Origin of the sequence: Coleofasciculus sp. FACHB-1120 (genome assembly GCF_014698845.1) — a bacterium.
In the GTDB taxonomy this organism is placed as follows: domain Bacteria; phylum Cyanobacteriota; class Cyanobacteriia; order Cyanobacteriales; family FACHB-T130; genus FACHB-T130.
In genome coordinates this window covers 52,013-66,567 of record NZ_JACJTV010000023.1, presented here as the reverse complement: position 1 = coordinate 66,567, position 14,555 = coordinate 52,013, and the positions used below count along the sequence as shown (strand labels likewise).

Genomic DNA, 14,555 nt, shown 5'->3' with positions numbered 1-14,555 from the left:
GTCCGATACTGGGCCACTGCGGCATAACGCCCATCCGGTGTTTTGTTTTCCTTAAACAGAATAACAATCGCCAATTTAATTGTTGTCGTGCTAGCGGTAGAACCGTTGTCAGTCTGTGGTGGCAACTCCCAGCTTTGCTAACATCTATCTCTGGCGGGAAAGTTCCGGGCTGTAACTGTGTATACAGCAACCACAGCAGCTATGTGTACAAGCCTATTCCCAAGAAGGTGAATCCCTCCAAAAGCCGCAGCCACAACAGAAAGTAACCGCCTGACATCTTGGCTGCCTTTCTATGATCAATCTTTGTTTTTTGTAGAAATCTCTCCTTTGCTCGGATTTTAACTTTTACCGTTACATTTTTTAATCCAAAACCCAGTTAGAAAACTTGACAGTAGGGACGCAAACAGCTAAATAATTGCAACAGATAAGAAGCAATGTCCCCAAGGGACGGCTTCTGCGAGAAGTTCGCATCCTTAACCCGCTACAATTTCAGAAAAATCCTTGAGGCATCTACCTATGAAAATCCTCCACGGTACTTGGATTCCTAAGGCAGAAGCTAATTTCCTACAAACAGGTGCATTTTACCTGTGGGTAGAAACCTCAATTTTAAAAAAACGCTGCAACTCGCAAAAAAACCTCCATCCCAGCCATCTTGCAAAAGACGACTTGGAAGCTTTTCTAACCAATGAACTGGGAATCGCAGCACCTTATCATAAGATTAACGAGAATATTTCTACTCAATACATTGCCCTTCCCACCGCAAATAACCAGCCTCTTCCTTCTCCTGAATTAATTAAATATTTGGAAGAAGAAGTTAACGAAGACTATGAAGGATTTACAGACTGGGAAATCGATACTTATGAAGTCAATACTAGGGTAAAAACCGGCAGTTATAGCTATACCAAGGTTAGCAATGTTATTAAACTGCTCAATGATATTCACTTCTTGGCTTTACATAACCTTGGCGAAATTATCATTGGTTCAGACCTCCTATTTTGGTATCACTATACCCAAGCCTTCAAACAAATTATATTCAAAGACCAATATATTCCCAGCCTCAAATATCGAGAACTTCCTGCTGTAACCAAAGGAAAACGCAAGCAAACAGCGAATCCCTTTGAAATTTATTCAGGATGGGAGATTGTTTCCGAAAAATACGAAACCTTAATTCAAAGATACGCAGACTATATGCCTCTAGTTTGCGTTGCCGGTTCTTCCGTACCTCGGACAACAGTTGAATTCTTTTCTAAAGAAAGCTTTCTCTGCCACTTTTCTGAATGTCTGTTGCATGAAATAATTACCCAAACTCCCTCGACTGCTAAATTCAATCAACAGATTGCAAATACTATCCTTTATGATTGTTTTTACTTGGATGCTAAGAACCCACAAACTACCGAAAAAGCTTTAGAAGAATACAAACAATGGTATGCCTGGAAAGCCAAACTAACCCGCAGCCAAAATACAGGAAATTTTGACCTCTGCTTTCAGTTAAAAGAAGCTAGCTCGGAAACCGATAACTGGCAAATTACTTTTTTGGCTAACTCCAAACAAGATCCCTCTTTAAAACTTTCCTTAGGAGATTATTGGCGACTAAATCAGAAAACTAAAAAAAATATTCAAAAATACTTTGGCAAAGATTTTGAAAATAATCTGCTTTTGAATTTGGGATATGCAGCGCGGATGTATCCTAAACTATGGCAGGGATTGGAAACCGACCAGCCAATTGGGTTGCAACTTAATCTGCAAGAAGCCTTTGAATTTCTCAAAGAAAGCGCCTGGGTATTAGAAGATTCCGGTTACAAAGTCATCGTTCCCGCCTGGTGGACGCCGGATGGTCGTCGGAAAGCCAGAGTTCGGCTGAAAACGTCTTCTCGAAGCGTTGGTAAATCCAAAGCTGCTAACAAAGGATACTTTAGTTTAGACGCGATTGTAGAGTATCAATACGAGCTATCAATTGGCGGTCATCCGGTTACTCAAAAAGAATGGCAGCAACTCGTCCAAGCGAAAACACCATTGGTACAATTTCGCGGTCAGTGGATAGAACTAGACCAAGAAAAGATGCAGCAAATGTTGGAATTCTGGCAATTTCACGCTAAAGAGCAGCCAGAAATGACTCTGTTAGATTTCATGAAATTAGCCGCAGCAACGGAGGATGATATTGAGGTCGAGCATGACCAGACATTGTCAGAAATGATGGCGAAATTGGAGGATAAAAGTAGACTGGAGCCGGTTCAAAATCCGCCAAGGTTGCAAGGAAATTTACGCGAATACCAAAAACGCGGCGTGTCCTGGTTGCAATATTTAGAAACGCTCGGTCTAAATGGTTGTCTTGCTGATGATATGGGATTGGGTAAGTCGGTTCAAGTAATTGCTCGGTTGGTCAATGAAAAAGAATCGGCAGATTCAATCCTACCGACTTTGCTGATTGCACCAACATCCGTTGTCGGAAATTGGCAAAAAGAAATCGAAAAATTTGCGCCTCATATACAAGCAATGGTGCATCATGGCACTAGCCGCATTCAACAAGTCGCTGATTTTAAAGAAGCTTGTCTTAAGCATGATGTAGTGATTACATCGTTTACTTTAACTCGAAAAGATGAAAAACTTTTGCATAGTCTAAAGTGGCATCGAGTGGTAGTGGATGAAGCGCAAAATATCAAAAATCCTAAAGCGGCTCAAACCAAGGCAATTTTAAAGTTGACTGCTAACCATCGACTGGCACTAACGGGAACACCAGTAGAAAATAGGTTACTAGATTTATGGTCAATTTTTAACTTTTTAAATCCTGGCTACCTGGGGAAAGAAGCACAATTTCGGAAAGGCTTTGAGATCCCAATTCAGAAAGATAATAATCGGGTAAAGTCTGCGACCTTGAAGAAATTAGTAGAGCCTTTTATTTTACGTCGAGTCAAGACCGACCAATCAATTATTAACGATCTGCCGGATAAAGTTGAACAGAAACTATATTGCAATTTGACGAAAGAACAAGCTTCTCTTTATGAAGCTGTCGTTAAAGATGTGAGCGAAAAAATTAATGATTCCGAAGGAATTCAGCGCAAAGGGTTAATTTTGTCAACCTTGCTGAGGCTGAAACAAATCTGCAATCATCCAGCGCAATTTTTACAAGATGGGAGCGAATTTTCAACCGCGCGATCGCATAAACTCAGCCGTCTGGCGGAAATGGTCGAGGAAGCAATTTCTGAAGGCGAAAGTTTGCTGATTTTTAGCCAATTCAAGGAAATTTGCGACTCTCTAGAAAAATACCTCAAACATACTTACCATTACAACACTTATTACATTCACGGAGGCACCAACCGCAACAAGCGAGAACAAATGATTAGCGAATTTCAAAATCCAGAAACAGAACCATCGGTGTTTATTCTCTCTCTCAAAGCTGGCGGCGTTGGCATTACGTTAACGAAAGCAAATCACGTTTTCCACTTTGACCGCTGGTGGAACCCCGCTGTCGAAGATCAGGCAACAGATAGAGCTTTCCGGATTGGTCAGAATAAAAATGTATTTGTTCACAAATTTATTGCCATTGGAACTTTGGAAGAACGCATCGATAAAATGATTGAAGATAAGAAAAAGCTGTCTTCTGTTGTTGTCGGTACCGATGAAGCTTGGCTGACAGAACTCGATAACGAAGCCTTTAAACAACTGATTTCACTTAACAAAGCTGCAATCTTGGAGTAATCATGGCTCAATTTAGCCGTACCTGGTGGGGAAAACGCTTCATTCAAGCCTTAGAAGCTTTTACCGATCCTGCGAGATTAGGACGAGGACGTTCTTATGCGAATGGAGGAAAAGTTCTCCACTACAAAATTGACCAGAATGAAATTAATGCTGTTGTTAAAGGTTCAGTCAATCCCTATTTTGGAGTTTACAAAGAACCGACCTATATTATAAATATTGAAATTACACCGATTGATAAATCCAGTTGGTCGAAGGCGATTAAACACCTTTCATCAAAAGCTAGCTTTGTCTCTAAGCTGCTGATGAATGAAGTTCCCGATAATATTGAAGATGCTTTTTCCGACCTGGGATTGCATCTTCTCCCCCACAATCGTAAAGATTTTAAAACAAACTGTTCCTGTCCAGATTATGCCAATCCCTGCAAACACATCGCGGGTGTCTACTACTTGGTAGCGTCCCAATTAGACCACAATCCGTTTCTGTTGTTTGAACTCAGAGGCTTATCTAAAGAAGCACTGCAAGCGGAACTGGCAAAATCTCCTTTAGGTGAGGTTTTATCTACTGAACTCACAGCAAAAGAAATCCCTTTAGAATCCTCAGCGTCTTACTATACACCACTGGAAAAAGTTCCGGTTCCTGAGAAGATAAATCCCAGAGAATTTTGGCTGGGGACTAAGCGACTGCCTCAAACGGTTGAAGTGGCATCTTTGGCAAGTTTGCCAGCAATTTTGATTAAAAAACAGGGTGATTATCCGCCTTTTTGGAAGAAAGATAGTTCTTTTATTGAAGTGATGGAGGAGTTTTATGAGCGAGTGAGAATAAAAAATAAAGATGTGATGTAATTCTGCTTAATATTTCTCCTGCCTTGTAGAAGCAAGGATTATCGCGCCTCTACGTCAATTAAAGACACTCAAAAATGTGCGATGGACTTGGATATTTCCACAAGAATAAATTGCGGTATATCCCCCCAACCCCCTTAAAAAGGGAGCTAGGAAGGAACGCAAATATAGCAATCCTAAATGATTCGCGAACTCTTGTAGAGACGCCATAATCCATATCTCTACAAGGCGGACGAATACTCGCGTACAACTTAAAGAGGATTGCTATCGCGGCAGAATCAATCAATAAGATTAAGCTGTAAGTCCACATGGTTTCTTGGCAGAGAAATGAATAGGGGCGGGTTTTAAACTGAAACCCGCCCCTACTTCGGATATACGTCGCCCAACCGCTGCGGCTACAGGTCTTAAACTATGAACGAGATCCACCATATCTTCTAAAGAAAGCGCCTGACGAGCATCGGAAACGGATTTTTCGGGTTCTGGGTGACATTCAATAATCAAGCCATCTGCACCACAGGCGATCGCAGCCTTTGCCAAAGGTGCCACCAATTCCCGCTTACCGACGGCATGAGACGGATCGACAATGACTGGCAAGTGGGTTATCTGCTTCAAAGCCGCTACCGCGCCTAAATCTAGCACATTGCGCGTATAGTTATCGAAGCTGCGGATACCCCGTTCGCACAGCACCACATCAGGATTGCCGTGGCTTAAAATATATTCAGCCGCCATGACAAATTCTTCAATCGTAGAAGCTAGACCACGTTTGAGCAATATTGGCTTGCCAGCTTGTCCCAAAGCTTTCAGTAAATCGAAGTTTTGCATATTGCGGCTCCCAATTTGCAGCATATCCGCGTGAGTCGCAACCGCTTCTATTTGCCCAATTGACATCACTTCTGTGACGACGGGTACGCCATAACGCGATCGCACATCTGCCAAAATCTGGAGTCCTTCCACTCCCATTCCCTGGAACGCATAGGGAGAGGTACGGGGTTTGTAGACACCGCCACGCAGCGCCTGAACGGGTGCAGCGCCGAGTTGGCTAGCGACCGTTTCCATCTGTTCCAAGCTTTCCACTGTACAAGGCCCCCCAACGATTGCAAGTTCCGTTCCACCGAAGGAAACTTGTTCGGAAAGTTTGACAGTAGTTTGGTGATTGGCGTGGGATTGCGAGGCAAGTTTGGCGTTAATCATGGTTCGAGTCTCCTTGAAGTTAAAAGATTGGGTAGGGCGAGATAGTTAACAAAAAAGCCCGGAACCTTTTCTAGTTCCGGGCTATAGACGATTCATTGGCATGACGCTATTTACCCGGAACTTGTGGGCCAAAAATAAAAGCCATAAAACCAGCTACTGAAATAGGTCATCACCATGAAAAGTTGCTCCTTAAAACAAAAAACCGCAGATTTTACTCTGCGGTTCACCGGGCGGTTCCAATGCGGGCACTGGATTCACTGCCGGTGAACCGTCCTAAACCAATAAAAGTAAAAACTGCTGCTGAACCGGCTGCTGAACATAGGGGGAAGCGTCTAATTGGGTCTAATTCTGAAAATTGACTGCGTACCTGAGAATTTTGGCAAAAGCCACTTTTTTCTAGGTCGCTATGGAACTTATCACTCTTTTGTTTAAGTTTTATGCAATAAGTTCATTCATTCATGAACTTAGCAAAGGGATCAAATTGCGTCAAGACCCCTGCGAGGGTAAATCAAGCGCCTAATCTTGAGGGAACGCCTGAATTAACACTACCGAACTGACTACCAGTAACCCTCCCAATATTTGTCTGCCTACGAGTTGCTCTCCCAGGAAAACGATTCCCAGCAGCACCGTCACCACGGGTTCAATGGTGGAGAGAATGGCAGCTCTGGAGGTTCCCAACCGCTGAATCCCCGCGAACAGGGTAATGATGGGCAGCACCGTGGCGATCGCTGCCAATCCGGCTACTGTCCCTAGGGCGACGGTCGTTTGGGGGAAAATTAGCCCCCGCCCCAAGCAAGCGGCTCCCATAAAAGATAGGGCGGCTCCCAAGGACAGATAGGCGCTGGTTGTCACCGGAGAGAGCGATCGCACTAATCTCGCCCCAAAGGTCAAGTAAAGTGCGTACCAGGCTCCCGATGCGATCCCCAGCAGCAACCCTAAAGGCTGCACGGTGGTTCCACCTAAATCAGCAGTCAGCAAACAGCCTGTGAGGGCTAAACCGAGGGCAATCTTCCGGTAGAAGCCAGGGCGATCGCCTTCGATTACCCACGTCAAGACAGTGACAAAGGCGGGATAGGTGTAAAGCAACAAAGCTGCAACGCCAGCGCTGGTATGAGCGAGAGCGCCAAAAAACAGAGTTGCTTGAATCGCATACCCCACACCTCCCAAAAGGGTGGACGCGATCGCATCTTGCGGTTTTAAGCGCCACTCGTCTCGCCACACTAGCCAAGCCCAGAGTACCATCGCCGCGCCTGTAAACCGCCAAGCCAGGGTACTAGGCAAATCTAACCCTTCCGCATAGGCAAGCTTAGCGAAGATCGCCAGCGTTGCAAAGCCCGTCGCGGAGACAGCTATCAGAGCCACTCCCACTCGATTGGGGGGCAGCGCGGTTCTTCCTTCCTCTCGTTTGTCGTCTGGCATCGAGTCCTCCTGCTTCTCCATCAGCATACGAGAAACGGCAGGGTGCAATTGACAAGTTTCCAGATATTCTTACAGAGGTGAGAGGTGCCCAATTCTCGATGACATCAAGCAGTGAAAGCATGACTCGTCTCAACTATCCAGGGGAGAACTCATTGCTGCTTGTTTACGTCTCATCGGGTGGGAGAAATTCATCATGCTCTGCAATTTCAGCCACAATTTGCTATGTCAATCAAGAAAATTATTTCTTACGTCCTGCTAATTTTTGTACCGATTTCAATTGCCGCTGAATATTTAGAGTGGGGTTCGCTTGCAGTTTTTATCACATCAGCGATCGCTATCGTTCCCCTAGCAATTTGGTTAAGCACTGCGACTGAAGAAGTCGCCATCGTTACAGGGCCTTCGATTGGTGCATTATTAAATGCAGTCTTTGGAAATGCGACCGAGCTAATTATTGCCCTAGCTGCTCTCAATGCTGGCTTGGTTGACATTGTAAAAGCAAGTATCACTGGAACAATTATCAGTAACTTACTCCTAGTCATGGGACTTTCCATGCTATTAGGAGGAGTGCGCTATAAAGAACAGGAATTCAAACCGATTGTGGCGCGGGTGAATGGTTCCTCTATGACGCTAGCTGCGATCGCCCTTATTTTGCCCACGACAGTCATCAATACCTCAAATGGTGTTCCACTCGATGCTATTCGCAATCTCTCCCTCACAGTTGCCACTGTGTTAATCGTAGTTTATGCTCTGACGCTACTGTTTTCTTTAAAAACCCATAGCTATCTTTACGAGGTGGGATTAGTCGATTTAGACTCACCAAATTCAGTAGGTTCTGAAGCTGAATCAACTGCCCACAAACCGAATCTTTGGCTCTGGATTGGTGTGTTAGTAATCTCTACGGTTGCAGTTGCCTTTGAGTCAGAGATTTTTGTGGGAGTGGTGGAGGAAGCAACAAAGGGTTTGGGTTTGACTCCCTTATTTACAGGTGTTGTTCTGTTACCTCTCGTTGGCGGTGCAGCCGAATATGTAACTGCGGTCAACGTCGCTCTCAAAAACAATATGGATTTATCTGTTTCTGTGGCGATGGGATCTAGTTTATTAGTTGCCCTGCTGGTAGCTCCAATTTTAGTTCTGGTAGGAGTTGTAATTGGTCAACCAATGGATCTCAACTTCAATCCTTTTGAAGTGATTGCGGTAGCGATCGCTGTCACTGTTGCCAATCTTATCAGCCTAGACGGACGCTCTAACTGGTTAGAAGGTGTACTGCTCTTAGCAACCTACATCGTCTTGGGAGCAGCTTTTTACTTTCATCCTGCCTGATGACTGTTTTTTGATCGTTGGGAAATTTTGAGTGATTGAGTTAGGGCAGCATCCCTAACTCATCACGGGTGCTTGCACAAACGACTCCAGCGATGGAAGCACTACTACCCCTACTAACCTCTACAGCTAGCGAACGGCGCATCATTGAAGGCGATGATGCGAATTAAGCAGTTGAGTCTGAGAAAAAAATTTAGAATTCATCTCACCCCAAAAAAGCGATCGCATCGGTGATTCTGAGCGAATTTTCCCTTCTAGCATCACTTAGAGTAGCATTGTCGAGTTTGAAAGATTAATTATTACTAAATGCCTTGAAAAAGCTTATTTTTGCCAATTTTTAGAAAAAAATGTCTAATAGCAACTTGAACGCGATCGCCTAACTCACGCTCTTGGTCGTATCAGAGGTACTAAAGTGCCCAAAAGCACCCGTAAAAGCTGAAGCAGTCCGCTCTAAATAATGAGAAAATGTTAAGTTATCTATCATAAAAACTTGGTGGCAGAATTATGGCTCAAATTCAATTTTCCAGAGGTATCAACGAAGAAGTCATCCCGGATGTAAAGCTAACCCGCTCTAAGAGTGGCGCTCATGGCACCGCTACGTTTTATTTTGAAAGCCCCAATGCCTTTAATACCGAAACCTCAGGAGAAATCACTGGGATGTACATGGTTGACGAGGAAGGAGAACTGTTGACCAGAGAAGTCAAGGGCGTATTTGTCAACGGTCAAGCAAAAGACCTCCAAGCGACTTACCTGATGAAGTCTCCTGAAGAATGGGATCGCTTCATGCGCTTCATGCAACGGTATGCAAAAGATCATGGTTTGGAACTTAGCCAGTCCTAAATAAAGCGCTAAGTGCTACGGGCACAGGCAATGCCCATGCAATCCGCTTCGGATACGCTAATATTGCCGACGAATAACCTCCAGTAGAGACGCGAAATGGTGCTGCACTGCACTAACGTGCCGCCGCGCGAATGCACCATTTCGCTAATGCGTCTCTATAGACGGGCAATTTCCACTAAATATTGCCTTAACCGAATAGTGTTGAATGCCAGCGCCCCTACCGAGTCTTAAGTAAAGTCAGGAGTCAAGATTCGGAGGAATGGGTTAAGCCGGATATCCGTGTGGCAGTAAGATATCCCAGAAAAGCCCGTTTTTAAAAACTTAAAACCGTTAAGGGAATAGCTTACCCATGACCAATCTGCCTCACCCAGACCCAGAGAGGATGACAGTGACTTGCGCTGTTATCACCGTTAGCGATACGCGATCGCCCGAAACCGACAAAAGCGGTCAATTGATTAAACAGTTACTCCGAGATGCCGGTCACGCAGTCTCAGAGTACGCCATTCTCAAAGATGAACCGGAGCAAATTCGGGCGCAGTTGCAAGCACTCGCTCAACGCCCGGATCTAGATGCTTTGATCTTCAATGGAGGCACTGGCATTGCGCCGAGAGATACCACCTATGACGCTCTAGAAAGCTTGCTCTCAAAAATTTTGCCTGGATTTGGCGAATTGTTTCGGTTTCTCAGTTATCAAGAAATTGGCTCGCGGGCGATCGCATCTCGCGCCGTTGCCGGTGTCTATCAAACCAAATTGGTATTTTCTATCCCCGGTTCTACCAATGCCGTTAAACTTGCCATCCAACAGCTAATTTTGCCAGAACTCGTTCACTTAGTTAGCCAGCTACAGAAAAGTGAGGAGTAAGGTCTAGCCCTCCACTCCTCACTCCTCAGTCCTTACTTCCTCCGCACTTACCGGACGCTAATCGGTCGGCTCCGTTGAGGTTTATTGGGTTGGGCAAAGCGGGTGTTTTCCAAAGCCGCGATCGCACGAGCATATTGGGGATCTTGCTGGGTTCCCACTAGCGATGGATTCGTCCCCAGACGCTTTCGCTGGTCGTCGTTCAGGTCAATCTTGATGTCAGGAGTAACCCCCTTGTGGCTGATATCCGTATTGTTGGGCGTGTAGTAGTGGGCAATCGTGACTGCTAAACCCGAACCATCGGAGAGAGAATGTACCGACTGCACTAAGGCTTTGCCAAAGGTTTGAGAGCCAATAATGGTGGCTCGACGATTATCCTTCAACGCACCTGAGAGAATCTCGCTGGCGCTTGCCGAGTTGCCATCTACCAGCACCGCCAAGGGTAACTGAGTCAGCGCCGTGCCATTTGTCGTAAATGCCTCATTGTCTCCCTTGCGGTCTACGGTACGGACAATCGCACCTTTATCCATCCACATCCGGGCAATTTCCACACTCGCGTGCAATAACCCACCCGGATTTCCCCGCAAATCCAACACAAAAGCATCTACTTTGTCGTTATTCAAAGATTGGATGGCGCGGCGCATCTGCTCTGCGGAGTGAGCGCTAAACTCATTCAGACGGATATAGCCAACGCGCAACTTGCCTTCCTGCTTGACCGACTGGCGGACAGCGGCTATTTCAATCTGCGCTCTGGTCAAGGTCACATCAAAGTCGCCTTTTCCTTCTCGTGAGAGATTCAGGGTAACTTTCGTTCCCACCTCACCCCGGATCAGGTTAGCGGCAGCCTCCACACTCATCCCTTTCGTGGCTTTGCCATTAATTTTCAAAATCTTGTCCCCAGTCTGGAGTCCCGCTTTCACGGCTGGGGAATTCTCAATGGGTTCTACAACGGTAAGAGCCTGAGTCTTTTCGTTGAGTTCCAAGCGCAAACCGACGCCAGAGAGTTCGCCGGAGGTTTGACTGGTGAGTGCTTGAAACTGTTTGGGGTCTAAAAAGCGAGTGTAGGGATCGCCCAAGGTTTCCAGTGCTTCCCGAATTGCTTTGTAGGCATCTTCGCGGGAATTATAGTTTTTCTTCAACATCTGTTGCCGCTTTGCTTGCCAATCCACCTGATTAAAGGTGCCATCAACATACTCGCGGTTGACAATTTGCCATGCCTCATCGACAACTGATTTTGGGCTTTCCTGTAGGGCAGCGCGAACGGAGGAGCCAAAGAAAGACAAAGCTGCTGTCGTGGCGATCGCTCCACCAAAGAAGGCAACATGGAGCAAGGAAAAGTTTTTTGGGGATGGATTCATGAACGATGGCTCGAACGGGTGGGGTTTAATGTGTAGATACCGCGTGACGCCTGAAACGAACTATTTCCAAGATACTCAGGTTAATTAACCAGGCTGCATGAATTTTGTGCCAGTTCGCCCAGTGTCCTCCTTATTCGTCTCTGTAACAAGGATAACAGTCTAAATTTAACTAGACTCTCCTAAAAATTTTTGTATACCTAAGTGTAATCGCCACCACAGTAAAAGAACAACAAAATTGGTTGGCTAGCTAAAGTAGTGTTAAGCATCGGTTCAATACCCTACTCAAAGTCTCAAAATGCCCGGAAAACGCAGAGGTAGTTTTACTGTGCGCGATCGCATCAACTCAGCTAGTCCGGGTAGTTTCAGACGATGGCGACGACTTCTGCTACCGGGAATCGCTATCTTTAGCGTCATCTTGGGGACATGGTTATTAACTATTATGCTAACTCTGCGCTCGGCAGCGTCCGGGAAAGTGGATGCCTATTTTGTTTTAGGCGGTAGTATTGGTAGGGAAATATACGTAGCTCAGCTAGCAAAAGAATACCCGAAAACCCGTATATTAATTTCTCAAGGTTCTGCCGAACCTTGCATTTTGCTAATTTTTCAACGGGAAAATGCTCCGATAGAGCAAGTTTGGTTAGAAAAGTGTGCAGACTCCACCTTTGGCAACTTCTACTATGGTGTGCCGATTTTACGCGAGTGGGGAGTAAAAAAAGTCAAATTAATCACTTCCGGCACCCATCTACCGCGAGCTAAGTGGCTGGCACAGATTCTCATAGGCGTTCATGGCATTTGGGTAGAGCCAGAAATTGTTCCGGAACAAGGCATTCCTGGCAATCGAGAATCCTCTTTCAAGACAGGATTGGACGTATTTCGTAGCTTGTTGTGGGCGACGGTGAGTCAGGTATATGAACCTAAATGCTCAAAATTAATTCCCCTGAAGGATGTAGATATCAAAGATTGGCGTCAAAGGGGTTTTAAGTGCGAACACCAGGGAAATATTCAGTAGCGATCGCTGGGTCACTTATAGTGCGATGATTCGGCTGCTGACACGGTTACGATAGACTCACTCAGCTGATTCGTTGCCCGTATGAGCTATTGTCTGAATCCCGATTGCCTGACAGCCACCAGCAATCCAAATGGGAGTAAATTTTGCCAAGGTTGTGGCTCGAAATTATTGCTAAGAGAGCGCTACCGAGCTATCAAGCTCATTGGTCAAGGTGGCTTTGGCAAAACCTTCTTGGCAGTAGATGAAGACAAACCCTCGAAGCCGCGTTGCGTAATCAAGCAGTTTGCTCCCCAAGCATTAGGCACCAACAACGCCCAAAAAGCAGCAGAATTATTTAAACAAGAAGCAGTGCGGTTGGATGAATTAGGCAAACATCCACAGATTCCCGAACTGTTGGCACATTTTAGCCAAGATAACCAGCAATATTTAGTCCAACAGTTTATCCAGGGGCAAAATTTAGCTCAAGCACTGGTCTTAGAAGGTGCATTTAAAGAAACCCAGATTTGGGAGTTATTTCACAGTTTGCTGCCTGTCCTGAAGTTTATCCACTTACACAACGTCATTCATCGGGATATCAAACCTGCTAACATCATTCGTCGAACTGATGGACAGATAGTTCTGGTTGACTTTGGGGCGGCGAAATATGTGACGGGAACAGCGCTGCTGAAAACTGGAACCACGATTGGTACTCCTGAATATATTGCCCCCGAACAAATTAGGGGAAAATCCGTTTTTGCCAGCGATTTGTACAGTTTGGGGGTGACGTGCATCTATTTACTAACTCAAGTTTCTCCTTTTGATTTATTTGATACCGCTGAGGATGCTTGGGTGTGGCGGCATTATTTGGTCAATAATCCAGTTAGCGAGGAACTCGGTCGGATTCTGGACAAACTAATCGAAAATGGCACTAAAAAGCGATATCAATCAGTGGCTGAGGTACTGGAAGATTTGAATCCCCAGAAGAATCTAGCAGCGATCGCGCCACAACAACAACTGCCACTCCCACCGCCACTGAGACAATTTTCATCAGCAACCGCTAGACCGACCATTCTCCTCTCTTCACCAAGGCTACGAACTCAGACCTGGAAAGCGGTAAGCACACTCACGGATCATCTAAGCTCGATTGGGTCAGTTGCAATTAGCCCAGATGCTCAAATTCTCGCTAGTGGGGGTTTCGATCGCACGATCAAGTTGTGGGATCTGAAAACTGGCAAATTGCTGAATTCTCTCCTTGAGCATTCTAAGCCGGTTTTAACCGTGGCTTTTAGCCCAAACGGTCAACTCCTGGCAAGTGGAAGTGTAGACAACACCCTGAAATTGTGGAGCTTGCCTGCGGGTACTGTGAATTGTACAATTGCGGGGCATTTAGACTCGGTTATCTCTATATCTGTCGCGATTAGCCCGGATGGACAAGCGATCGCTAGCGGTAGCGATGACCAAACTATCAAGATTTGGCACCTGGATAGCGGCGAACTATTACACACCTTTCGGAATTCACGCGGGGTGAATTCCGTTGCAATTAGCCCGAATGGACACATCCTCGCCAGTGGAAGTAGTGACAACAGTATTACGTTGTGGGATCTGGGTAGCGGTCAAGTGTTGGAGACTTTAGTGGGGCATTCCAGAGATGTCAATGCGATCGCCTTCAGCCCCAATGGGAGAATCCTCGCTAGTGGCAGTAGCGATAACACGATTAAATTGTGGGATCTCAATAGCTGTCAACTACTCAGCACCCTGGAGGGACATTCAGACTGGGTGAGGGCGGTTGCTTTCAGCCCGAATCGGCAAACGCTCGTAAGTGGCAGTGCAGATGCCACGATTAAGCTGTGGCACTTGGCGAGTGGAGAAGTCTTACATACTCTTGAGGGGCATTCAAAAGATGTGAATGCGATCGCAATTAGTCCCGATGGGCAGACTTTAGTGAGTGGCAGCCGGGATCATACTATCAAGATTTGGCAGTGCGATTGAGGCTTGCATGACATCATCATTCAATCAATTTCTGGAATCAAAGGATTCCATGAAGCGAT

The 14,555-nt window shown here is 45.7% G+C and carries 11 protein-coding genes; 7 read left to right on the top strand and 4 right to left on the bottom strand.

Annotation, left to right across the window (positions count from 1 at the left end; genetic code table 11):
• Positions 1 to 516: 516 nt before the first annotated feature.
• Positions 517 to 3,696 carry a DEAD/DEAH box helicase gene (locus tag H6H02_RS18875; RefSeq protein WP_190820556.1) on the top strand — a complete coding sequence of 1,060 codons (3,180 nt, stop codon included), beginning with the start codon at positions 517 to 519 and terminating at the stop codon, positions 3,694 to 3,696.
• A gap of 2 nt (positions 3,697 to 3,698) precedes the next feature.
• On the top strand, positions 3,699 to 4,538 hold the full coding sequence (locus H6H02_RS18870) for an SWIM zinc finger family protein (RefSeq protein WP_190820554.1): 840 nt from the start codon (positions 3,699 to 3,701) through the stop codon (positions 4,536 to 4,538).
• Between the two features lie 288 nt (positions 4,539 to 4,826).
• On the opposite strand, the gene aroF is transcribed toward H6H02_RS18870, so the two are convergent.
• Both aroF and H6H02_RS18860 read right to left on the bottom strand, forming a co-directional pair.
• Positions 4,827 to 5,726, bottom strand: a complete 900-nt coding sequence (gene aroF, locus H6H02_RS18865) for a 3-deoxy-7-phosphoheptulonate synthase (RefSeq protein WP_190820552.1) — start codon at positions 5,724 to 5,726, stop codon at positions 4,827 to 4,829.
• A 516-nt stretch (positions 5,727 to 6,242) separates the two neighbouring features.
• Positions 6,243 to 7,145: an EamA family transporter gene (locus H6H02_RS18860; RefSeq protein ID WP_190820550.1), complete on the bottom strand. Its 903-nt coding sequence runs from the start codon at positions 7,143 to 7,145 to the stop codon at positions 6,243 to 6,245.
• A 222-nt stretch (positions 7,146 to 7,367) separates the two neighbouring features.
• Between H6H02_RS18860 and cax the strand changes: the two genes are divergently transcribed.
• Entirely contained in the window at positions 7,368 to 8,465 is a 1,098-nt protein-coding gene (cax, locus tag H6H02_RS18855; RefSeq protein ID WP_190820548.1) for a calcium/proton exchanger, read from the top strand.
• A 501-nt stretch (positions 8,466 to 8,966) separates the two neighbouring features.
• Positions 8,967 to 9,302, top strand: coding sequence for a photosystem II reaction center protein Psb28 (gene psb28 / locus H6H02_RS18850; RefSeq protein WP_190414836.1), 336 nt, complete (start codon positions 8,967 to 8,969; stop codon positions 9,300 to 9,302).
• An 8-nt stretch (positions 9,303 to 9,310) separates the two neighbouring features.
• On the opposite strand, the gene H6H02_RS27730 is transcribed toward psb28, so the two are convergent.
• Positions 9,311 to 9,442 (bottom strand): hypothetical protein, encoded by a 132-nt coding sequence (locus tag H6H02_RS27730; RefSeq protein WP_277922576.1) that lies wholly within the window; start codon positions 9,440 to 9,442, stop codon positions 9,311 to 9,313.
• 209 nt (positions 9,443 to 9,651) lie between these two features.
• Here H6H02_RS27730 and H6H02_RS18845 point away from each other — a divergent pair, with 209 nt between their 5' ends.
• Entirely contained in the window at positions 9,652 to 10,164 is a 513-nt protein-coding gene (locus H6H02_RS18845; protein ID WP_190820546.1) for a MogA/MoaB family molybdenum cofactor biosynthesis protein, read from the top strand.
• Positions 10,165 to 10,211: 47 nt separating this feature from the next.
• On the opposite strand, the gene ctpB is transcribed toward H6H02_RS18845, so the two are convergent.
• Positions 10,212 to 11,519: a carboxyl-terminal processing protease CtpB gene (gene ctpB / locus H6H02_RS18840; protein ID WP_190820544.1), complete on the bottom strand. Its 1,308-nt coding sequence runs from the start codon at positions 11,517 to 11,519 to the stop codon at positions 10,212 to 10,214.
• Between the two features lie 295 nt (positions 11,520 to 11,814).
• Here ctpB and H6H02_RS18835 point away from each other — a divergent pair, with 295 nt between their 5' ends.
• Both H6H02_RS18835 and H6H02_RS18830 read left to right on the top strand, forming a co-directional pair.
• The gene (locus H6H02_RS18835; protein WP_190820543.1) at positions 11,815 to 12,528 is read left to right on the top strand and encodes a YdcF family protein; all 714 of its coding nucleotides are present in this window, start codon (positions 11,815 to 11,817) and stop codon (positions 12,526 to 12,528) included.
• Between the two features lie 81 nt (positions 12,529 to 12,609).
• A complete protein-coding gene (locus H6H02_RS18830; protein WP_190820541.1) occupies positions 12,610 to 14,496 on the top strand; it encodes a serine/threonine-protein kinase in 1,887 nt (628 codons plus the stop codon).
• Positions 14,497 to 14,555 lie beyond the last annotated feature (59 nt).